Genomic DNA, 22,922 nt, shown 5'->3' with positions numbered 1-22,922 from the left:
ATTTACAATTGTTACCAATAATTAACCAAAAATCGAAGAAATATGAAAACCACTAACCAACTATTACTTGCATTACTATTTATTTCCTTTTCTAATTTTACTTTTGCACAAAAGCCTGGAGATATAATAAAATTAACAACTTACAATAAAGTATTAAAATTTGAGAATATTATTGGAACGAATAAAGATACTGTAAGATTTTTAGCCCCAAATATTTTATTCAGAGTTAACAAAGTTCTCAATGATTCTATTCAGTTAAAGGCTTTGAATTTTACAAACAATGAGGAAAAGAAAAAATTATATAATGATAAAATTTATTACATAGATAAAAATGACTTTGAAAGAAGTTATGAGGAATACGTGCCTGAAGATAAATTATCAGTTGGATTATTAACATTACCATTTAAAGCAAGACCACAAGATGACTTTTCTTTCGATACAGAATTTAATTTAAGTACAACCTTAAATTATAATTTTCACAAAATATATAACGCAAAATTAAATGCACAAATAGGAGCTGGAATTGGAAGCGTAAATTTGAATTCTAGCAACGCTTCTGGAATAACAGATGATAAAGCACAAGATGTAGCTACTTTGAATTTTTTTGGTGGTCTAATGCTTGAATACAAAAAAGTACAAGCTGGAATTTATGTAGGAGTTGACCAAATAAACAATCAAAGTGAATATAAATGGAATTCAAATGGTAATTTATGGTTTGGATTTGGAATAGGATTTAATGTATTTAAAATTTCGCTTGGGGAAGAAGACGAACAATAACTATTGGCAATAACGTATAAAAATAATAGGGCAATTATAGTAAAACCGAATGGTTTGGGCGCATTTGCAAAGTCGCCAAATTTTTAAATTTGGCTTATTGAGAAAAGAAAAATAATAAGAAAAATTTAAAAATTCGACTTGTGTTTCATCCGAATGGTTAGCGTGCAAATCAGCCCTACTATTCTTATACTAAACGTTATAAAAAATAATCAAATAGACCCATGAAAAATATAATATTTGTAATCTTCATTTTCACATCTGCGTTATGTAATGCTCAAAACTACTCGTTTGTACCAGATAGTTTGCGACTAATATCTTATGAGGAATTAATGAAAAATCCACCGTCTAATGTGGGATTGGTATATTACGAAAACGGAACACCTACAACATTTAAGGAGGTTATTCCATTAGTGATGCAGAAAAAATTGACACCTCAAATGTTTGTTGACAAGGATGGAAATCATAAGATACTTGTAGTTGTTAAAGCTGAAGTAAAAACAGAAAATATAACCATAGCCTATGAAGGCATGCCAGAAAAGTTGAAGAAATTAGGATATTCGTTTGGGAACTCAAAAAGTGATACAATAGTACTTATTACACAAGGAGGTCCTTTCCCTGGATTGTTTACGGATGAAGTGAAAGCTATTTTTAAAGATAATGGAGGAATTGATGAAAACAAATACTTCATTATAAACAGTCATCAAGCTCAGACTATTGAACCTCAAATGATGCTTGAAGAAGAAATGTCGTTTGAACAAGCCAAAATGTTGGGAATAAAAACTTCCGAAATGTTGAATGAGCTTGTTAGTTATTTTAAGTCCGAAAATAAAAAGGTTTTTATTGTGGGCATTTCGTATGGTTGTTTTGCAGGGCAAGACTATATTTCCAAGTTTGGTAATATTGCCGACGGTTATTTACTGATGGTAGGCAGATTAGACATTGCGGAAGAAGTTTGGATGGCATATTCTGAAGGTATAGACGCTGCTTTCGAAGAAGATGCTGTTAGTACAAAGGTAGAACAGAAAGCTGAGGATTTAATGATGATTAATTCACACAAGATTGCTGCTGCTTATGGTTATAAGCGATATTCCGAATTGTTGAAAAACACCGACCTATCCAATCTTATTTATTATCATGCCTTGAAGGATTCAAATGTTGGAAAACTAACTACAGACGAAATTGATTTCCTTAAGACTAAAGGTGCTAATGTTGTTGCATTTGATGATGTGCATACAGCTTGGAGGAAACATTTAAAGGAAGCTTTGGAATTGCTATTAGCTAAATAATTATAATCAATATTACTCTTTACAACAATTTATATTGTGCATAGCTTCCTATCGATAGTTACGACACTATATACTAATCGTAAATAATCAATATATTGCCCCCTAAATAAAGCTATATAACATGAAAACAGCACACTTTATAATAATACTTTTTTTCATTAGAGTTAATAACATTAATGCTCAAAACCCTGATACCGAAAACAACTCTAACAACGAAAAATTAGCATCAAAAATTTAATCATTAGGTTATGGTTCATGGAGCAATACTAATCCAACTGATGAGTTTGACACAGCAATTTTAAGAGAGGTTAGAAGTGATTTAAACGACCCTAAAAGAAAGAAAAAAGTGTCTGATTATTTAAATAAATATAGTCATATACTAATCTGTGGCGATGATGGTGTTGAAGGCATACGCGAAAGAGAACAATTACTTAAACGATCTGTTTCTAGTGGTTTGTATGGATATTTACAACAATTAGCAATCGACGAGGAGTATTCAGTTGATTTTAATAAATATGAAATTATTGATGGAAAAAAAGAAACCCTTCTAGATTTTATTTATCTCATTATAAGCGATGAAGAGTTAGCTGAAGATTATAATGTATACGAACTTGAAGGTTTAGCACGAAGTATAGTGAAGCGTGGTGGAAAAAGAGGAAAAGGATAATAGAATAACCTTGCACAACCAAATACCAAGGTAAAAGACAAAGGACATTTACACTAAATCGAAAGATCTGTTAATATTAATAAAGTCCGCTAAATTTGAAATTTAGCATTTATAATACAAAAGTCTCAAGACAGTCTGTAATGCATTTTCATTGCCATAATATTTCCCTTCTACAAATTTAAACAGCCATATTTTCTATTTACTTTCCGATACAGAAATAAACTTTTCTTTATTTACAAGGCTCAAGGAGAAATGAGGTACAAAAAGACACGGAAAGTCACCGGAAATTAGCACCTCGATTTCAAAGGTAATAATTAGTGCTATTTTTTATGATTAAAATGACTAAAAAAATTAATATTTCTATACCACATGAAATATATCATGAGAATTAGAAAAAGTTTACAACCTCAATTTTCACTACTAAAAATTAAAAGAGAAAAATTGACTCTAAAATTTCAGCGGAACTAAGTATAATAATTATATAACAACTATCAGTTTATATAGCTAAACGACTTCAAAACATGATAATTTGAGTTCGGTTTCGTCTAATCTTTATAATTTCTTAACTTTTAGAAAATAGTATGTTTTCAGATTTAATATAATTTTGATTGCAAAATTAATAGACTCCTAAATTGCATACTATCTCTGATAATTATTTACTTGATCGTATAAAACAGGATGACTACGATGCCTTTAATCAACTTTACAATACATATTGGGAAGAACTATATCTTTATGCTTATCGCTTAACAGGAGATAAAGAAAATGCCTTTTTAATTATACAAGATTTATTTGTAATGCTATGGGACAAAAGACAAACACACAAAATAACGTCATTAAAAAGCTATCTATTTCAATGTGTTAAATATCAATTTTTTAAACAATACAAAAAGGCTCGGGTAAATTTAGAAACACTTACCAATGAACTAGAAAATTTTGTATTTAACAACTTTGAAGAAACCAACCCTGAAATACTAGATTTACTAGGAAAAGGGTTAGATGAGTTACCTGAAAAACGAAGAGAAATTTTGATAATGAATAAATATCAAAACATGTCGGCTCAAGAAATATCAGACACATTAAATATTTCGATACAAACCGTACGAAACCAACTATCCTCTGCTCTTATTCAATTAAGATCTTTTTTTTCTAAGAACATCAAAGATATAGAATTAGTGATTTTTTTATTATTCTATTTCAAGTAATTTTAGACTTAACAATTAGGTAACCTTTCCTTAATTTTCAAACATAGTATAAATTTCTTTTCTGAACACTTATAGGTGAAAAGAAACATTATATGAAAAATAAAAACCCAAATTTTTTCTCGAATATATTAATAAAATATATTAATAATTCATCCTCCAAATCGGAAAAAAACATTGTTGATGATTTATTTAATTCGCTTAAGAAAGACTTAATTTGGGACGATAGTAAGTTAGGAAATAAAGTATTTTTAAAAGACCGATTAAAACATAGTATTCTAAGAGAAACCAAAACCACTAAACGACATTCAAATAGATTTGTATACTTTGCTGCAGCTGCTTGCATAACTATTCTGTTTGGAGTATTTAATCTAACACATTCTACTCCTCCCCCTAAAGTATTTGCTACAAATAAAACAATCGATAGTATATTATTGAAAGATGGTTCTAAAATAATTTTAGGTCCTAATTCAAGTATTGAATATCCAGAATCTTTTGCAAACACCCACAGAACAGTATCACTAAAAAAAGGTAATGCTTATTTTAAAGTCGCTAGAGATACCTCAAAACCTTTTACTGTGCAACACGATAAATTGAACACACAAGTTCTAGGCACTTCATTCAATATTAATTCAACATCAGATGATATTTGCGTATATGTTATAACAGGTAAAGTATCCGTTAAATCTCACCGTAACCAATCTATTACTTTGTTACCCACTGAGTCCGCAGACTTCAACTTTCAATCAAAAGCCTTAATCAAAAAGGCACAGGTTAATCATTTACCATGGTATAATAAAGAGCTTAATTTAAAACAAGTTTCCTTAGGGAAATTATCCTATATCATAAATAATAGATTTGGATATAAACTCAACTTCAATAACTCTGAACTTAAACATGATTTGGTAACCGTAACCATTAGTGCCCAAGATACCGTCGAAAGTTTAATGAACCAATTATCATATATAACCAATTTAAAAACAAAAATTAATGCCAATGATATAGATATCCAGAAATAAAAAAACTCGAAGTTGTTAGAGCAACTCCGAGCTTATATGTATAAGTATTGAAATAGTTAATATAAAAATTACAACACCTAAAAATGAATTACAAAAATACAAATTTTCTAACAATTATTTGTTTGTGTCTTGCATTCGTCACGGCAAATCTAAATGCTAAACCAGCAAATACTCTCAACTTTGAAAAAAGTACAGTAAGAGTAATATCATCAAACATTACATTAAACAAATTATTTGAAACTCTTGAAACTCAAATTTTATATAATTTTAGCTTAGGAGAAGAAATTATACACCATTCAAAAAAGTTTAATGTAAACTACAAAGATTGGAACTTAGAAGATGTTTTAAATGACATATCAATTCGAGCGAATTTAGAATACAAAATTGATGCTAATCTAATTCTAATAAGGCCAAACCCAAATTTCAAACAAGAACAATTAAATACGCAAGTTATAATTAACGGGACTGTTATCGATGAATTAGGAATACCTCTTCCCGGCGCCAATGTTTTGGAAAAAGGAACTTTAAATGGAGTATATACAGACTTCGACGGAAAATTCACCTTAAATTTATCTACAACTAACCCTGAATTAATAATATCATTCGTTGGGTTTAATTCCAAAACAGTTCCTGTAAATAATAATTCTGTTTTAAATATTACTTTAACTGCAGACACTAATGCTTTAGATGAAGTAGTAATTATTGGATACGGAGAGCAATCAAGAGCTAAAAACATTGGAGCTGTTGGAAAAATTAAAGAAGAGGAATTATCGAGAGTTGCATCATCTTCTTTTGAAGGTCAAATAGCGGGTAAAATGTCTGGTGTTGTTGTAAACCAATCAAGTGGACAACCAGGAGCTGCTTCTCAAATAGTAATTAGAGGAACTGGAACATTAACAGCCGGAACTAATCCATTAATTGTAGTTGATGGCTATCCTCTTACCGAGGGAAGTTCTCTTAATGACTTAAATCCTAACGATATTTCTGATATCAATATTTTAAAAGATGCAGCCTCTGCCTCTATTTATGGGTCAAGAGCTGCAAATGGTGTTATTTTGGTAACCACTAAAAAAGGTAATAAAAAATCTGAAACAGTAATTACTCTTGATACTTATGGTGGTATTCAAGAAAAATCTACTGGTGTGGAACTCGTCGATGCTTATCAATTTGCACAATTTATTACCGAAGCAAGAAACTGGGGTTATGTCTCTAAGGATCCTTCAAACAGAAATGAAAATGATCCAAATTATGTAAGAGTCACTAAAACAGTAAACGGACAAGGAATAGATGGAAGAGAACTTTATTTAGATTTTTTACAGCCGTACTTAGATGGTGAAGCAGGATTAACTAACACAGACTGGATGGATGTGGCTTTTCGTACTGCAAAAATCACAAATTATAATTTATCTGCCACTGGAGGAAATGATAAGACGAAGTATTATAGTTCTATAGGGTATTTTAATCAGGAAGGTATTGTAATTGGCACTGATATGGAGCGATATTCTTTTGCGACCAATTTAGAAACTCAATTAACTAAAAAAGTTAAAATGGGCTCTAATATAAAAACGACTTATATTGATCAAAATGAATTTAATCAAAGCAGTCGTAGTTCTGGAGCTATTGCTTTGGTTCCTCTTAACCTACCGTATTATAGTGCATATAATGCAGATGGCACAATAAACATTAGTGATCAAATTATAAATGAACAACGTGAAATCGAAGGAGTAAGAATAAACGGAACACCCGTGGAAAACTTACTAGCTACAGCTTCTAAAGTAAAAGATAACAGAACAAATTTTAGAACTTTTGGTAATGCTTATGTTGAGGCAGAAATATTTAAAAACTTAAATTACAAACTGTCTTTGGGTGGTGATTATGATAACTATACCCGTAATTATTACTATCCTTCTGATGTAGGCTCTTACAGAACCCCTGCTCCAAGATCTGATGCCAACGCATCTCAAACAAAACGAACGCGTTTAAACTACATCATAGAAAACACATTAATTTATGATAACACGTTTAACAAACACCACATTAATCTTTTGGGAGGTCATACTTTTCAAAAAGAAAAAATTAGTACTACTGTAGTCGATGGAACTGGTTTTGCCGACAATAATATTCAAAACATAGCTGGGGCAAGTGCAAATACTTCAACATACGACTTAGGTATTTGGACTTTAGAATCTTATTTTGCAAGATTAATTTATGACTATGATTCTAAATATTTGTTTTCTGCTGCAATAAGAAAAGATGGTTCTTCTAGATTTGGAAGTAATAACAGATGGGGTAATTTCCCATCTATATCTGGAGGATGGATATTTAGCAATGAGGACTTTTTATCAAATCAAAATGTTTTAACCTTTGGTAAAATTTCTGCAAGTTGGGGAAAAACGGGAAATAACCAAATAGGTAATTACGGATCTCAAGCGCTTGTAACCGAATCAAATTATGTCTACGAAAGCTCCTTAGCTCCTGGTTATATTACCACCTCATCACCAAACCCTAATTTAGGTTGGGAAATCGCTTCCTCAAACAATTATGGTTTAGAATTAGGTTTTTTTAATAAGCTAAACATAAGTGCTGCTTACTACAAAACAAACACAAAAGACCTTTTACTAGAAGTCCCTGTACCTCAACAAACTGGATATACTAATGTATTAGCAAATATAGGGGAAATGGAAAATAAAGGTTTCGAGCTAGAGTTAAGCTTATACAATTTAAGTTTAGGAGATGTTAATATTGGGTTTAATGCAAACATGACAACTTACCAAAATAAAGTTTTAGCCCTAGGACCTGGACAAGAACAAATAGCTACGGGTACCGATCAATTGTTTATTACCAAAGTTGGTGGCTCTATTGCTGAAATTTATGGTTACGAAGTAAATGGTGTTTATAAAACTCAAGCCGAAATCGACAATTCACCTCACCTATCAGGAACGTTAACTGGCGATTATATTGTAAAGGATATTAATAGTGATGGAGTTATAAACGATAATGATAAGGTTTCTAAAGGTACTTATACTCCAGACTTTACATATGGATTTGGTTCTACTATTACGTATAAAGGATTTGATTTTAGTTTTAATTTCACAGGCGTTTCTGGTCGTACAATGATGGATGGTGATATGGCTTCTTTAACAGAATCAGGCGAAGGATTTGCTGTACCAACTACATATTATTTTGAGAATAGATATCATCCGGACAACAACCCTAACGGATTTTTAGGTCAACCTAATTTCGGTAACTTTTCTAACTCTAGAAAACTTCTAAATTCTTCTGTTGTTGTAAAAGAAAATAATGGAGATTATATCCGTCTTAGAGACACAAGGTTAGCTTACAACTTTCAACCTTTATTATTAAGTAGACTAAAGCTAAAAGCATTACAAATTTACCTTTCAGGTAATAATGTATTTACTAAAACTAAATATAGAGGATGGAATCCCGATGGTACCTCTTCAAATATTCTTACCTCAGGGTACAACAATGGATCTAATTACCCTGTAGCGAAAACCTACCTGGTTGGATTAAAAATTTCTTATTAAATCATTAAAATAAATAATAATGAAAAAAATAATATATACAGTACTTGCTCTGACCTTAGTTATAACGTCATGCGAAGACCAATTAATACAAGAACCAAATACAAATAAAGTTTCGGAAGGGTTTTACACTAATGAAGCAGAACTGGAAGAGGCCATAAACTCTGCATATGCGGCTTTACAATTTAGTGGAAATTATGATATTGGTATCCCTTCTATAGGTGAAATTCCAGGTGAAGATGCCTATGATGAAACTCCTGCAAATGACGGTGGAAATTATGGAGAACTTGATCAATACTCTGTAATTGCCCAAAATTCAATTATTGCAAATATTTGGAATCATTCCTATCAAGGTATACAAAGAACTAATATCGTTTTAAACAGAATATCAGACATAAGTTTTGATGACGAAAATGTAAAAAATTCTCGCATGGGTGAAATGCTATTTATAAGAGCTCTTTTACATTTCAACTTAGTAAGGGTTTATGGAGATGTGCCGTTAGTGACTGAAGAAGTTAATAACCCTCAAGAATATTTTGGACAGACTAGAACGCCACAAAGCGAAGTTTACAATCAAATTATTAGTGATTTAATCTCTGCTATTGATTTATTACCAGTTAGAACTCAAACCAATAAAATGCGTATTGTAAAAACTGCTGGACAAACATTATTGGGCAAGGTGCAATTAACATTAGGTAATTACAATGAGGCTAAAGCACAACTACTTTCTGTAGTAAACTCTGGATCTCATAAGTTGTTACCTGTAGAAGATGTTTTTGCAGCGGATAATGAACTAAATGATGAAATTATATTCGCTGTACAATTTGCTTCCGGCATTAATGGAAATAGTGAAGGTACCGATGCTTATAGAATGTTCAACCCTACAGGAAGAATCGAAGGTAACATGACAGGAACTAAAGGTCACGGTGTTTTAAAACCAGATTTCTACACTTTGTATAGTGAAAATGATGGTAGAAAAGGTGTATATGTTGATGTTTTAGATTCAGGAATTGCATATAATAATAAAATTGCAATTCCATCTACCGTAATTGGAGATTCCGAAAGTGATTGGGTCGTATTACGCTATGCTGATGTTATTTTAATGCTTGCAGAAATAGATAACAACTTAGGAAACACAACAGAATCAATAAGCTACTTAAACCAAATAAGAACGCGTGCCAATCTTGCTAATTATGCAGGAGCAACAAGCTCCACAGAAATTTTTAACGATATAGATTTACAGCGTCGATTAGAACTTGTTTGGGAAGGTCATCGTTGGTTTGATTTAAAGAGACAAGGAAGAGCCTTAGATATTTTAGAGCTATCTGATGTAAATAGATTATTAATGCCATTACCTGCTAGCCAAATAGCAACAGATAATGCATTAGAACAAAATCCAGGATATTAACTATAAGCACATGAATATAAAATTTAAAATTTTAGGAATAGTAACAACAATGTTACTATTCCTAAACTGTAAAGAGGATACTAAAGCACCTTTAATAAGTGTTTCTAAAAATATAAAACCTGAAGAAATAGAAGGTACTAGAATCGAAAAATTAATAGCTAATTTAGAAGATTCTGAAAACAAAGACATCATAGTGATTGCTCATCGTGGAGATTGGAGACATGCTCCAGAAAACTCTCTTCAGGCTATTCAAAACTGCATAGATATGGGACTTGATATGGTTGAAATCGATATTAGAGAAACTAAAGATGGAAAACTTGTTTTAATGCATGACACTACTATAGAAAGAACTACAAAGGCCTCTGGCTTAGTGAAAGATTGGACTTTGGATAGTTTAAGAACCTTAAAACTAGTCGATGGTTTAGGTGTAGAAACCATGCACAAAATCCCTACTCTTGAAGAAGCTCTTTTACTTTGCAAAGGAAAAATATTAGTTAACCTAGATAAAAGTTATGAGATTTTTGATAAGTGCTTTGAAGTTGCCAAACGTACAGAAACCTTAAAACAGGTTATAATAAAAGGGGATAAAACAAAGGCTGAAGTCAAAAAAGAATTTGGAGCCTACTTAGATCAAGTCTATTTTATGCCTATAGTTAGATTGAATAACCCTAATGCAAACCAAATTATTCAAGAATATTTAGCAGAAGAAGCTCCTGTAGCATTTGAATTTACAGTGCCACAAGACACTATTGCGATTATAGACCAATTTGATGATTTTAGAAAATTAGGATCCGGGGTTTGGGTTAATTCGCTATGGACACAACATAATGGTGGTCATGATGATGAAAAAGCAGCCATAGATACTTCAATTTATGATTGGTTTATCGATAATAATATTGATATGATTCAAACTGATAGACCTGCGCTACTACTTGATTACCTTAGAAAAAAAGGCTTACACGATTAAAATCACAAAATAACAATATGAAAACACCAAAACTATTAATCCTAATAATAATACAATGTATTTGCGTACTAGGGTTTTCGCAATCACCTAAAGAATTAAAGACAAGAGCAGATTCTATCCTTAATCAATTACATCATCCATCAAAAAGCAAGGTACTTGCTGTTTCACACCGTGGCGCATGGAATTATGCTCCAGAAAACAGTCTTCTTGCCGTAAAAAGATGTATTGACTTAGGAATCGACATTGTAGAAATTGATGTAAGATTAACAAAAGATAGTCAACTGGTTTTAATGCATGACAAAACTATAGACAGAACAACTAATGGAACAGGAAAAGTATCGGATTATACTCTAGAAGAATTAAAAACGTTCAGACTTAAAAACGCCTGTGGAGTTCGTGGATCTCGACAACAGATTCCAACATTAGAAGAAGTTATGATTTTAAGTAAAGATAAAATAATGATTAATCTAGATAAAGTTGAAGGCGAAACGGTAAAAGAAGCTTATGCTGTTTTAAAGAAAACAGGTACTGTTAAGCAAGCCATTTTTAAAGGTAGAGAAAACGTAGCCACAATGATGAAAAAATATGGAGATATTATGAATGCTATAATTTATATGCCGATTGTTATAGATAATGTAAACGATCCATCTCAGTACGTTCAAGATTACAATAGCATCTTAAAACCGTTTGCTTACGAAGTAACGTTTGAATCGGTTGATTCTAAAAAATTCGAATTAATTAAAACTTTGAATAATGAGAATATTACTGTATTAACAATTCCACTATGGGATGCTTTAACAGCCGGTCACACCGACGAATTAGCCATGATTGAAGGCCCCGATGCAGCTTGGGGATGGTTAATAGACAATGGAGCTAATGCCATTATGACCGATAATCCTGATCAATTATTAAATTATTTAAGAGCCAAAGACTTGCATGATTAACTCATTAATCAGAGCCAAACGTTAGTTTATTTTTAGTTATATTATTTCTTTTATATAGGGTACGGAACTAAGTTCCGTACCCTATATTATTATCTTAATTTTAATCTATTTGAATAGATATCTCAAAAATAAATAGGAAATAATAGTAGAATGCTACAAAAATTGAAATGCTTTTACCATCAAACTCATTTACAACCAATACCCCCAGCAATAACCAGATCTATTTTAGCTAAATCATGATCTACTTTAAACTATACTAGGTTATTAAAAATTAATGTGATAAGATGTACTACGTCCATCTCCTTCAACTTTAAATATTTGTAAATCTACTAATTTTTGTAAATCTCTTGTAGCTGTTGGTTTAGATGTTTGACTAATTCGCATATACTTTTTAGCAGTCATACCTCCTTCAAATCCTTTTGGCCCTTCTTTAAGCATACGTTTAACCGCTTTTAATTGCCTATCATTTAATTGGCTCTCATAGCGGTCAAAAAGTTTAACTTTTTTCAAGGTAAAATCAATCAAGGATTCTGCTTCATCTTGTGCTTTCAATATAACATCTATAAAATACTCAAGCCAACCAGTAATTTCATTACTACTTTGCCCCTCTTTCAATGCATTATAATACGCTTGTTTATTTCCTTCTATAGTTGCAGAAAGACTCAATAGAAGTGGGTAGCCTATAGACTGTGATAATGCTTTTTCTGCTATAGAACGTCCAATACGCCCATTGCCATCTTCAAATGGATGAATAGTTTCAAAATAAAGATGAGAGATAGCACATCTTATAGCGGCATGTTTAATCATTTTAGCCCCATTAGGCGCCGTTTCATTAAACCAAAAGATAAAGTTATCCATCTCTAATGATACCTGCTTAGAAGGTGGTGCTTCAAAATGAACAACCGGTTTATCTATTCTTCCAGACACAACTTGCATAGGATCTTCATGTACCCTCCATCTGCCTACATGAATATTCGAAGCTGTGGGGAATATCATTTTATGCCAATCAAAAAGTTTCTCTTTGGTCAGTTTTTCTGCATAGCTATTTTGTACATCTGTTATGAGCGTTGCCATACCCTCTGCATTTTTGTCTTTAATATATTCTGGGTTAACATTAAGACCTAGATTATTACGGATTGAGGATAACACATCTATTCGACTTAAATACTCACCTTCAATTTCGGAAGTTTTAATGGCTTCAGAAACCATAATATTTATCATAGCCTGCACATGATCTTCTCTTGTCATGGCTTTTAAAATACCACTGATACGTCCTGATTTTTCAATAAAGGTATAGAGCTTATCCTCCAGCTTGTTTATATCATAGCTAAATTTTGTCCAATCTTTTTGTTGCCAATTATAAGTCATGAGCCGATTATATTACGTAATTGGCTCAAAAATACATAAAATAATGAGCCGATTAACAAAATTAATCGGCTCATTATTAAACTATGCCTTCTTAAAACACAGTATTATTTTTACTGTAAACTAGATATATAAAAGATAAAACCAATCTTACCTCCTATTAATTTAAACGAAGCTAATGAGTATTTAGAAATTTTTCTGAATTAATAAACTCGCAATTAAAATAGAATTGAAATTCTATGTTTTTTTAATAAAAAGACTAAAAAATCTTTACAGGTTATTTTTTTTATTTATATTTAAACCCCAATAAGCTATAAGCGAGCTTATTACACTCTCTCCCTGTTTTTTTTCATAATTATTAGCACAAGTCAATTTTAGCAATTAACGCTAAATATTGTCGATGAGTTATGTGTTTTTTACTGGCTCTTTGATTAATGTTTGGTGTTGATAAGATAATAGAATTAACAATAACGAATTTATTATGAAAATCAATATTCTAGTCACTCTATCTCTAATAATTTCCAAGAATAGTTCATTTGCAAAAAAAGAATTATGCACATTAGTTTAGATACCTATTATTATTTGGAAATCCCAACTTTCATCAGCAGGCCAAATTTAGTGCCATCTATAATGAATAATGTCATGATTAATTTTTCTTCTAAAGAACTTTCTTTGATAATAAATAAAGGATATCGAGATTTATTAGAATTAAATGAGTGTTTAGAGCGATTATATAAACAAGTTGTAAGTAATTTAAAAACAACCATTAATATAAATTTAAAACCAAGAAAAGATGAGCGACATTGACAAAAAAATTCAAGAAAAAATCAAAAAAAAAGAAGCTCTATTAAAAGAAAAAATTGAAGCACTACAAAAATCAGCAAAGAGCAGAATAGATGATTTAGAAGAACCAAATCCAAATGACTTTGAAGCTACAGTTGATTTACAATTTGATATTAAATGGAAAATCACTTCTATTAAATTTGATATTCCTAAATTCTCAATGGAGCTTGAAAAAATAAGCTTTGACGTTCCAGAAGTAAAAATGGAAACCGAAAAAATAAGTTTTGATGTTCCTGCGGTAAGAATGAAAAGAACTTGCCTTTTCAAAAAACCAGAATTCCACGGTTTCCCGCCAAAAGTTTATATGAAATGTGTCTATGGCGATAAACCAGAAGTTTACACAAAAAGAGTTGAATTTAAAACAGATATTCCAAAATTTAGCTCAAAGAGAGTTGAAATAAAATTTGACAAACCAGTCGTGAAAATGGAAACGATTGAAATAAAAATGCATTTACCACAATTTTATTTGACATCTGTTGAAGGAGAAATTAATAATTATTCTGAAGATGTCCAAGAAATAGGAAATGATATGAATTCTGAAGTTAAAAAACTATCTGATAATTTCAGTAGCGAAATAAATAAAGAATTAAAACAAGACATTAAAGACCTATTTGACGAAATTCAAAAACAATTAATTCAATCAAGAGATGAAATTTCAGCTAATTATAATAACGGGATTGCAAACATAAAAACATCAATCAAAAGGCTAAAAGAAGCTAACGCTACCGATAAAGTAAAAGAACTCGAATCACAACTTTCTCAATTGATTACTGAATTTGATAATGCTCTTAAAATGATAGATGCAAATTTAGAAGATTTAGCAAAGGAAGAATCAGAAGTATTTATGAATTTTAACGCAAGTATGTAAAAAAACCACTTACACCACTGTGTATAATTAATTGCTTTTTAGGCTTACTTACGAAAGTCCTCACGGACTTTCGTGGTTAGTTTTTATTTGCTAAATTATCTGATTAACCACGCAACTAATCATACACAAACACGTTATGTGTTATTTCAACAAACGAAAAATATGTCAGAAAACACTAATCATTTAAGATATATAGAGACCCAAATCCGACTGGGCAACTATCATGATGCGCTTGAGTCCTGTAGTAAAGCTCTTGGTGTGCTAAATGATATAAAATTAGAAGACAAAAAACCTACTACATATAAGCAACCTTGGTTATTAAAAGCTTTAGGACATAAGGATATTGAATCTGTTAATACTCAAAGAAACGACAGCTTAATTCTTGAGAAATTTAAAACGAAAATTTTTGAATCCTTATGCTTATTCTATTTGCATAAAACTGAGGCAGGAGTAAAAAAACTAGATAATACATTCAACGAGATAGAAAAAATAAAAAATCAATTATATCCAAATTACAAAGAAGATTTAATCAAGTTTATTGATAAAATTAACGAAGAGATTCAGGAATTATATCTTTTAAGTAATTATGTTAATACTTCAAGAAATAAACAAAAAAATGAAAATGAAAATATAAATATTAAAAAGTATTTGAACTTATCAGAAGATGAACTCTACATTAAAATAGGTGATTTAATAACTAAAGAAGTAAGAGATAGTTCAAAAATATTAAATAGTAGGATTTTGTTATTAAAATCAAATAATAGCATTTTACTTCCTCAATCATCTGATATAAAAAATGACAAGTTAGTTGAAAGTCATACATTCGGAAAGAAACTAACAAGTGCGTTAAAAAAGAGTTTGTATAATATTTTATGTAACCCTAAAGACAGAGTTGGTAAAAAATACGTAACAGTTGATAGTATTAAGACACTAGTTTCTGGAGCCTTAATTTCAATTGGACTAAAATATAATGCAGTGATAACACCTTTTGCTGCACTTATTTTGATGTTCGGAATAGAGACATATTGTGAAATGTCAAAACCAAAAGAAATAAACAACACATAACAATGGCTATAAGTAATTGCTTGTTCTCGCCTACTTCTGAAAATCCTCTCGGATTTTTAGTTTGGTGTGTACTTGCAAAGTTATGTGTTAAACCACGCAACTACTAATATCCGAGACCGTTAGGGTGTATTAAAACGAACATCTTTTCACCTTTATTAACTAAATTTAAGTTACATATTAAGTGAACAAATAATTAATTAGCTATTAATAAAGTTAAACTCTTTCTTCTATGAAAATCAAATATTACTTATTCTTTTTTATCTTATTGTTTACTTTAAACGGTTATGCTCAAAAGCCAAGCTATAAAAACATAAATATTAGATATGTCCAACCACCAAAAGAACCACTTCCTGTAAACGTTAAAACTTATTATACCCAAATTCTAAATGAAATTCCTGAAATAGTAGATATTAACAATTTTACTATGACAAAAATCACTCATACAGATGTTACTCTTGCTGGCTACAAAAAAACAACTGAAACAACTAAAGCACACATTCTCTTAAAAATGAATTTTCATTCAGCCAATTTTGTATCTAAAATTCATAAAACTACTACAAGGATAAAAAAAGATGGCAAACGTGTGGAAGTACCAGCAGAACAGTTAGTTATTACTGCATCCATTAAATCTGATATTTTAATGCGCGATGTTCTAAATAATAAAGATATAGTTATTCAAGATAATTTTGTTTTAGAACAAGTTTATGACTCAGGCGCTATTGAAGAAATTGGTTTAGCGTCTAAAATATTAAAACGTGATGGAAAACGTAAAGCATATGGAATGTATCGTAATATGTTAGATAAAAGGGTGCGTGAATTTTCAAATATGATTGACGAAAAATATGGTTATCCTATTAAATCAACAAAAATGAAAATTACAATAGGTAAAGGTAAAAAATATGATTATTCAGATTTAGAACAAGCCTATGATTCAATTAAAAAATTAATAAAAAATAACCCTAATAGTTTTCGCAGATATCAATATAATGAACAAATACAGACTTTAAATTATTGTATTAAAATTTGGAAAAACGCTATAAAAGAATATCAACCAAATTCCAAAAAAGCAAGAATAAATGATAAAATTGTTGGTGGTTTGTATAATAACATTGCTTGGGCAAATTTTCTTTTACGGGATTGGGACAATATATATAAAAGTACAGGGCAGAGCCTGTTATTTAAAGAATCTAAAAAAAATTCTGAAAGTATATCAAAATTCTTTAGGAGAATTCAAAAGTTAAGAGCCTTGAGTCCAACACGGTACGAAAAAAATTAGAAGTTTTGTAGAAATTAGCATTTGACAACTAAACGGGAAAAAGCGGAATTGAAATTTTTGCTCAATTAGCCGAATAAATTAAATAAGAATATAAAATAACGCACCCTAACATCGATTCTATTCAAATGTTATTGATTCTGAAATTAGAGTTCTAATTCAAAAATTAGCAAATAACTACTATTATGATTCATTAGTCAATTTAGATAGGTATAAACCCAGTGAAAAAGAACTTAAGAATACTAACGGTCCATTCTCAATGTATTTCAGAAATATTTCTGGAACTGGTGTCGATGATGAAAGATGGAAGTTTTATAAAGAACATATAGAAACAATTAAGCAAATTAAAATATTAAATGACAAAACAATCGCTAAATATAAATAAAGACATTGCGCTAACATTGCAGAAAAAAAAGCACATATTTTACTACTCGATTGATAATATATGCCCTTTTGTTAACTTCCGATGTTTTTATCAGAAGCTCCTTTCATAGAAAACAACATATAACATTGAAAGAACAAGTTTTAGTATATTTGAGAAAGCAAAAGAAATGACACAATTTCAAATAAACGATCCTAGTTTAGAGTCTCAATGGAGAGCTTTAATTCTATTTGGAAAAAATAGTGCTACATATAAATTTGCTTTTGCCAAAAGTTTACTAGAATTAGTAGATAAAGAAACCACAAACATTTCTTTAAGTAAATTATCTCAACCATTTTCTAAAAATATCGTTGAGCACTTAAAACAAAATGATAAACAAGGAAATGCAAAATCAAGTAGTTTTTTAAATGTATGTAGAAATCATATCAATGGGGAAATTTCAGATGAGGAGTTATGGTTAAAAACCGAAAAATTAGGTTTTGTGAATGTAGTAGATGCTTTTCAAAACCTTAACGGATCTCAAATTCCTAATATTTTTTATGAGAAAAATTATCAATCAGGTAAAAAAGAAATAGTTATTAAAGACAATCTCTTAAAATTGAAAGAATCTTTTCATTTTCAAAACTTTAATCAGGAAGTTGAGGCTCGTTGGAATTTAGTAGAAACCGCATGGAATCTTAATATAAACCCGAACCTACTTGAGGTTAAATACGACGAAAATAAATCCTTATTCTTCTTAGAAAATAATTTTATGAGAAGAACGGATATAACATCTGTTAGAGATTCTCTAAATGGATACCAGAAAGGTAAATGTTTTTTCAGTTTTAAAGACATTTCTGTTGTAAAAGGAGCTCCTAACTTATGTGAAGTAGACCATTTCTTCCCTCACACAAATAAAACGTTACACAATAGTTTTGGTGCAAATATAGACGGTGTATGGAATCTTGTGTTAGCAGATAAAGACGTTAATAGAAATAAGTCTGCTAGAATTCCAGAGAAAAGATTTTTACAAAGGTTATTTAACCGAAACGAATTTTACATTCAGAGTAAACACCCTTTAGCAGAAACAATAATTAATCAAACAGGTAAAACAACACAAAAAAGAATCGAATTTTTAAATAAACAATATCAATTAGCCTTAAATTCTACAATTATAACTTGGAAACCAGAATTTGAATTAAACGGAAATTTTTAATGAGTGTATTTAGCAATATCAAAGAAGACAAAACTATATATCAAGGAAATTACTTTTTCCTAATAGAAGATGGATACCCAGTTTCACCTGGGCATATTTTAATTATTTCAAATGCAGAAAAGATAGATTATTTTGAATTAAATAAGGATGAACGTATTGAGTTAACAGAACTAATTGAAAAGGCAAAAGAAATAATAGAATCCAAATACAAACCTGATGGTTATAATATAGGGATGAATTGTGGAGAAGTTGCCGGACAGTCTGTAATGCATTTTCATTGTCATATTATTCCAAGGTTTAAAGGCGATATGAAAAATCCAAAAGGAGGAATAAGACACTGTGTAGAAGGAAAAGGAAATTATTAAGTTACCTACCCAATTAAAAAACAAATTATAGCTTTTCCCCAAAAAACAAATATCAAAAGTTTCAGCAAAGACATAAAGCTTATCCTCAAGATTGTTTATATCATAGCTGAATTTTGTCCATTCTTTTATTGCCAATTAAAAGTCATGAGTCGATTAAATAATGTAATCAGCTCATGACTAAAAAATCCACCTAAAAATATATTAAATTTGCAACTGGAGAACTCATTCCTCACTCCGGTAAAACTAATAAAGCTATTTGTTGTTTATCAATTTTCACCTTAAGCTAAACTTATATACAATACTATAAATATCATATTATTTAGATTATTTTTTAAATAAAAAGACTACAAAACTCAAGGAGCTCAAATATTTTAACTATATTTAAATCCTTGTAATAGAAACTATTACATATCCTCCCTACGCATTTTTACAATTATTAGCAGAAGTCAATTTTAGTAGTTAATACTAAAAATTTTTAATGAGTTCTATTATTGAAACATGGACTCTTTAACATAGATACGATTTTATTTCAAAAAAAACCAACAATTATATAGAACAATAAACTTATTTTTATGAAAGTAAAAAAAATTAATATTCGAGATTTTATTTTTTTGATTTTTTTGTTTTCGGCTGTTCCCTTACAAAGTCAAAATAGTATTAAACAATTAGAATTAGAAACGCAAAAAACAATAAGAAAAGTCATCTTAAAAAATAAGAACCTGACAGAAGAAAACAGCGAATTGAAATCTAGTTTGGGTCTTTTATCAAAAACAACTACAGAGTTATATAAAAAACTAAAGCATGCAGATAGTTTAAAATTCGAAACAGACTCTTTGTTATTCCAATCTTTAGAAAACTCGCAAAAAACACTCGAAAATCTACTTACTCATTGGGAATCAAATTCCAAATCAAAAATCGTAATAGATCTAATTCAAAAAGACTATTTTTTAAAAACTTCAGCATCACCTTTAGGTATAAACTCGGGATTATTAAGCGTAGTACATGTATCTGTATTCACAAAAAATAAAGGTAGAGATTATGATGGCTATGATGTAAAATGTAATTACATATGGGACTATTCTCTTGAAAATGCCAAGTTTTCATTTAACAATCAAACAAATAATGCTTCCATGAATCTATCTCCTGGTTACTATACAATTTGGATTGAAAAAAAAGGTAATATAATTCAAAAAAAAGATAAAGTAGAAATTGGAAATCTTCAAGAAGAAAAAGAATCTATAATATTTCATCTATGAATACTATTCAAAAAAAAATCAATTTATTACAAAATTCTTGGAACCAAATAGCAGCATTGGGTGCTTGGTTAGGTACAATTGCTGGAGCAATACTTATTCCATTACCTGAGTGGGGAGATAGTGACCAATATTCTTCTCAAATTAAGTTCATATTATTTATCTCAACAGTTATAGCTGGTTTCATTTTAATATTAACATATTATTTTAAAAAAAAGCGTACATGGTTAATCATTTCAATTTCTCTTTTGTTTAGTTTAATATGTTCGTACTGTCTCTATAGTGAGAATATTGATAAAAGAACTATGAAATACTACAATTCAACAATTGTAATTGGAAACAAATTGAAAGAGCCAAACAAACTTGAATCAAAAATGAAAATATTGAATATAGATAAAAGTGAGCTTCTTAAGGCTGTCGGTGGAAATGCATCCAAAATTTGGACAGATCAAAGCATTAAAACTAATAAAAATTATTTAATATTTCTTCTCGCCTTTAACTACTGTCTATTTGCAATTTTTCTAGTTAGTTTTACGAATATGATTAAGCTATACACGTCAATAAATGAATAAATTATTTATATACTTTCTTTTTTTAGTAAACTCTTTGTTTTCTCAAAACGACTCAATCGTAGCCATAAATGAGCTTAATAAGCTCAACCAGACGTATGGCCACCGAATAAAGATGGATATAACTAAATCTGGGAATATAATCTCATTACCTAATAAGACCATTCGGCTAAATATAGATAAGATTAACAGCATTGTTAAATCTAGTAATTCCATTGTTAAAGAATATATCATTCGCTTCATAGTAGCACATGAATTCGCACATCAAATGCAATATCAAGCTTATAAAGATCATCCCAATTATATGAATAATGATTTAGTTTCAAGAACAATTATTGAAACTCAAGCAGATATATTAGCAAGTCTAATGTTACTTTATATTAATTTTGAATTGTTTGATTTCATTAAACAAAAACCTTTACTTATTAATGAAATATTTGAAGAGTTGCTAAATGTAGCTATTGAAATCGGTTCAAATGAGCATACAATTGGAACACATCCTAATAAACGCGACCGCGCACTTGCTTTTAGACTTGGATTTACAAATGGACTAGGATATATATATGACCAAAGAGTGAAAGCAAATCCCGCATTAAATATTAAAATGGGATTAACTCCTGAAATTTTTAAGAAGCAGATGGATTATATTTTAAATTTTGTTGATAATAAGAATGATGAAGAGTTATTTGCTTGGTCATATAGACAAGCTAAAAAAATCTTAAATTATGATAGAAAGGTATCGAATAATTTAGTTTTAATAACTCCTCCAAATCAAAGAATTACTTTTCACACCGGTAAATCTCACCCATATGTAGACTATGATTTAACATATAAAAATATTGGAAACAAAAGTATTATTATTGAAATGGAAGTTTTTGTTTCATTAATTAACCGAATTAACCCAAAATCAGCAAAATCATTTAGAAAACTAAATGTTAATCATTACTCATTTTACTTACCTCCCCAAGGAACTTACAGAATTCAAGATAAACTAAGATGGGATAAAGGCGAAAATGATCCTCATGGAATACTTGAAATATCTAAAGATCAAATGCCTTCAATTATTTACCCTAATATAAACACTCCTGATGCTATATACTCATGTAGTTATGTTAGTAAAGATTCTTTAAACAAGGTGCATCAAGAAAGCATTAAATATTTAAACCTACTAGAAAAAGAAGATATATCCTTAGATTTTATGATTTATATAAATTCAATTTTAAACACATGCTTAGTTGAAAATGAAGATATTATACAAGGACTGGGTGAGAAAAATTTCTTTCTTAAGAACACTCTGCTCTATGATTCCTCTATACAATATGGTCAAAACACAAAAACTACAGTTATAACAGATTTACAAAAACAAATTTTAAAGGTAGAATTGGACTTCCCTCATTACTCTTCTCAAAATAATCATGTGAAAAATTTTTATCAAAATTTAAAGAATACATTAGATACTGAATTCTCTGATTGTAATAAAACAGAAGGTCAAGATAGCTATAGCTTTTGGGTCACGTACAGATGTGACTCTTATGAACTTTTTCTTCAAGGAAAAAATAATAAAAAAGAAGATTATCCATTATATTTTAGCATTAATTTAAAATAGTAATAACAAGCAAAAAACATTATTATCTAGTGCTAAAACGGAAGTTTTTTTTGTGGGTTTTCAAAGTTATCGAGTCTTAACCGCACATAGAGCTTTTTTAATGTTACTTCTCTAGCTCTAGACGCTATTCTCGAAATGACGAACAACTAGAACAAAGAACAACAAGAAAACTAAAAACAGATTAAACTAAGCACCTAAAATCAGCACAGGTAAAAAAACTAAAGTAATCGAGTTCATTATTAAATACGACGACTATTAAATTTGATAAATGAAAACGTCTATCTCAGAAAGTAATTCTTAATACAGTTTATTAAATTATGGTAAGT

At 29.9% G+C, this 22,922-nt stretch carries 18 protein-coding genes; 17 read left to right on the top strand and 1 reads right to left on the bottom strand.

Annotated elements, in window-relative coordinates; genetic code table 11:
* Positions 1 to 42 precede the first annotated feature (42 nt).
* The 9 genes from ACJJV4_RS18215 (at position 43) to ACJJV4_RS18175 (ending at position 11,812) form a co-directional block, all read left to right on the top strand.
* Complete coding sequence (locus ACJJV4_RS18215) at positions 43 to 777, top strand: hypothetical protein (protein WP_405296824.1); 735 nt, start codon at positions 43 to 45, stop codon at positions 775 to 777.
* A gap of 221 nt (positions 778 to 998) precedes the next feature.
* A complete protein-coding gene (locus ACJJV4_RS18210) occupies positions 999 to 2,063 on the top strand; it encodes a hypothetical protein (RefSeq protein WP_405296823.1) in 1,065 nt (354 codons plus the stop codon).
* Positions 2,064 to 2,409: 346 nt separating this feature from the next.
* A complete protein-coding gene (locus ACJJV4_RS18205; RefSeq protein ID WP_405296822.1) occupies positions 2,410 to 2,730 on the top strand; it encodes a hypothetical protein in 321 nt (106 codons plus the stop codon).
* A gap of 632 nt (positions 2,731 to 3,362) precedes the next feature.
* Entirely contained in the window at positions 3,363 to 3,935 is a 573-nt protein-coding gene (locus tag ACJJV4_RS18200) for an RNA polymerase sigma factor (RefSeq protein ID WP_405296821.1), read from the top strand.
* Between the two features lie 92 nt (positions 3,936 to 4,027).
* A complete protein-coding gene (locus ACJJV4_RS18195) occupies positions 4,028 to 4,951 on the top strand; it encodes a FecR family protein (protein ID WP_405296820.1) in 924 nt (307 codons plus the stop codon).
* A gap of 83 nt (positions 4,952 to 5,034) precedes the next feature.
* Complete coding sequence (locus ACJJV4_RS18190; protein WP_405296819.1) at positions 5,035 to 8,496, top strand: SusC/RagA family TonB-linked outer membrane protein; 3,462 nt, start codon at positions 5,035 to 5,037, stop codon at positions 8,494 to 8,496.
* Between the two features lie 19 nt (positions 8,497 to 8,515).
* Positions 8,516 to 9,901, top strand: coding sequence for a RagB/SusD family nutrient uptake outer membrane protein (locus ACJJV4_RS18185; RefSeq protein ID WP_405296818.1), 1,386 nt, complete (start codon positions 8,516 to 8,518; stop codon positions 9,899 to 9,901).
* Positions 9,902 to 9,911: 10 nt separating this feature from the next.
* A complete protein-coding gene (locus ACJJV4_RS18180; protein WP_405296817.1) occupies positions 9,912 to 10,868 on the top strand; it encodes a glycerophosphodiester phosphodiesterase family protein in 957 nt (318 codons plus the stop codon).
* A 17-nt stretch (positions 10,869 to 10,885) separates the two neighbouring features.
* The gene (locus ACJJV4_RS18175) at positions 10,886 to 11,812 is read left to right on the top strand and encodes a glycerophosphodiester phosphodiesterase family protein (protein ID WP_405296816.1); all 927 of its coding nucleotides are present in this window, start codon (positions 10,886 to 10,888) and stop codon (positions 11,810 to 11,812) included.
* Positions 11,813 to 12,076: 264 nt separating this feature from the next.
* On the opposite strand, the gene ACJJV4_RS18170 is transcribed toward ACJJV4_RS18175, so the two are convergent.
* On the bottom strand, positions 12,077 to 13,180 hold the full coding sequence (locus tag ACJJV4_RS18170) for a Fic family protein (RefSeq protein WP_405296815.1): 1,104 nt from the start codon (positions 13,178 to 13,180) through the stop codon (positions 12,077 to 12,079).
* 790 nt (positions 13,181 to 13,970) lie between these two features.
* On the opposite strand from ACJJV4_RS18170, the gene ACJJV4_RS18165 reads away from it, so the two are divergent.
* The 8 genes from ACJJV4_RS18165 (at position 13,971) to ACJJV4_RS18130 (ending at position 22,596) form a co-directional block, all read left to right on the top strand.
* Complete coding sequence (locus tag ACJJV4_RS18165) at positions 13,971 to 14,888, top strand: coiled-coil domain-containing protein (protein ID WP_405296814.1); 918 nt, start codon at positions 13,971 to 13,973, stop codon at positions 14,886 to 14,888.
* A gap of 162 nt (positions 14,889 to 15,050) precedes the next feature.
* A complete protein-coding gene (locus ACJJV4_RS18160; RefSeq protein WP_405296813.1) occupies positions 15,051 to 15,953 on the top strand; it encodes a hypothetical protein in 903 nt (300 codons plus the stop codon).
* Between the two features lie 229 nt (positions 15,954 to 16,182).
* Positions 16,183 to 17,229 carry a hypothetical protein gene (locus ACJJV4_RS18155; RefSeq protein WP_405296812.1) on the top strand — a complete coding sequence of 349 codons (1,047 nt, stop codon included), beginning with the start codon at positions 16,183 to 16,185 and terminating at the stop codon, positions 17,227 to 17,229.
* A 548-nt stretch (positions 17,230 to 17,777) separates the two neighbouring features.
* Positions 17,778 to 18,803, top strand: a complete 1,026-nt coding sequence (locus tag ACJJV4_RS18150) for an HNH endonuclease domain-containing protein (RefSeq protein ID WP_405296811.1) — start codon at positions 17,778 to 17,780, stop codon at positions 18,801 to 18,803.
* Positions 18,803 to 19,168, top strand: coding sequence for an HIT family protein (locus tag ACJJV4_RS18145; RefSeq protein WP_405296810.1), 366 nt, complete (start codon positions 18,803 to 18,805; stop codon positions 19,166 to 19,168). The genes ACJJV4_RS18150 and ACJJV4_RS18145 overlap by 1 nt, the downstream gene beginning before the upstream one ends.
* 572 nt (positions 19,169 to 19,740) lie before the next feature.
* On the top strand, positions 19,741 to 20,424 hold the full coding sequence (locus ACJJV4_RS18140; protein ID WP_405296809.1) for a hypothetical protein: 684 nt from the start codon (positions 19,741 to 19,743) through the stop codon (positions 20,422 to 20,424).
* Entirely contained in the window at positions 20,421 to 20,993 is a 573-nt protein-coding gene (locus ACJJV4_RS18135; protein ID WP_405296808.1) for a hypothetical protein, read from the top strand. Before ACJJV4_RS18140 ends, ACJJV4_RS18135 begins: the two co-directional genes overlap by 4 nt.
* A 112-nt stretch (positions 20,994 to 21,105) precedes the next feature.
* On the top strand, positions 21,106 to 22,596 hold the full coding sequence (locus ACJJV4_RS18130; protein ID WP_405296807.1) for an ImmA/IrrE family metallo-endopeptidase: 1,491 nt from the start codon (positions 21,106 to 21,108) through the stop codon (positions 22,594 to 22,596).
* Positions 22,597 to 22,922 lie beyond the last annotated feature (326 nt).

Source organism: Algibacter sp. Ld11, from assembly GCF_045066735.1.
GTDB lineage: Bacteria > Bacteroidota > Bacteroidia > Flavobacteriales > Flavobacteriaceae > Algibacter.
The sequence above is the reverse complement of the archived record's forward strand: the minus strand, read 5'-3'. Positions and strand labels throughout refer to the sequence as shown.

What these genes read in the sequence shown, in the direction of transcription:
- ACJJV4_RS18150 (WP_405296811.1), top strand. Translation starts at nt 17,778, where the DNA reads ATGACACAATTTCAAATAAACGATCCTAGTTTAGAGTCTCAATGGAGA.
- ACJJV4_RS18145 (WP_405296810.1), top strand. Translation starts at nt 18,803, where the DNA reads ATGAGTGTATTTAGCAATATCAAAGAAGACAAAACTATATATCAAGGA.
- ACJJV4_RS18210 (WP_405296823.1), top strand. Translation starts at nt 999, where the DNA reads ATGAAAAATATAATATTTGTAATCTTCATTTTCACATCTGCGTTATGT.
- ACJJV4_RS18190 (WP_405296819.1), top strand. Translation starts at nt 5,035, where the DNA reads ATGAATTACAAAAATACAAATTTTCTAACAATTATTTGTTTGTGTCTT.
- ACJJV4_RS18195 (WP_405296820.1), top strand. Translation starts at nt 4,028, where the DNA reads ATGAAAAATAAAAACCCAAATTTTTTCTCGAATATATTAATAAAATAT.
- ACJJV4_RS18140 (WP_405296809.1), top strand. Translation starts at nt 19,741, where the DNA reads ATGAAAGTAAAAAAAATTAATATTCGAGATTTTATTTTTTTGATTTTT.
- ACJJV4_RS18170 (WP_405296815.1), bottom strand. Translation starts at nt 13,180, where the DNA reads ATGACTTATAATTGGCAACAAAAAGATTGGACAAAATTTAGCTATGAT.
- ACJJV4_RS18185 (WP_405296818.1), top strand. Translation starts at nt 8,516, where the DNA reads ATGAAAAAAATAATATATACAGTACTTGCTCTGACCTTAGTTATAACG.
- ACJJV4_RS18135 (WP_405296808.1), top strand. Translation starts at nt 20,421, where the DNA reads ATGAATACTATTCAAAAAAAAATCAATTTATTACAAAATTCTTGGAAC.
- ACJJV4_RS18180 (WP_405296817.1), top strand. Translation starts at nt 9,912, where the DNA reads ATGAATATAAAATTTAAAATTTTAGGAATAGTAACAACAATGTTACTA.
- ACJJV4_RS18215 (WP_405296824.1), top strand. Translation starts at nt 43, where the DNA reads ATGAAAACCACTAACCAACTATTACTTGCATTACTATTTATTTCCTTT.
- ACJJV4_RS18155 (WP_405296812.1), top strand. Translation starts at nt 16,183, where the DNA reads ATGAAAATCAAATATTACTTATTCTTTTTTATCTTATTGTTTACTTTA.
- ACJJV4_RS18130 (WP_405296807.1), top strand. Translation starts at nt 21,106, where the DNA reads ATGGATATAACTAAATCTGGGAATATAATCTCATTACCTAATAAGACC.
- ACJJV4_RS18175 (WP_405296816.1), top strand. Translation starts at nt 10,886, where the DNA reads ATGAAAACACCAAAACTATTAATCCTAATAATAATACAATGTATTTGC.
- ACJJV4_RS18160 (WP_405296813.1), top strand. Translation starts at nt 15,051, where the DNA reads ATGTCAGAAAACACTAATCATTTAAGATATATAGAGACCCAAATCCGA.
- ACJJV4_RS18165 (WP_405296814.1), top strand. Translation starts at nt 13,971, where the DNA reads ATGAGCGACATTGACAAAAAAATTCAAGAAAAAATCAAAAAAAAAGAA.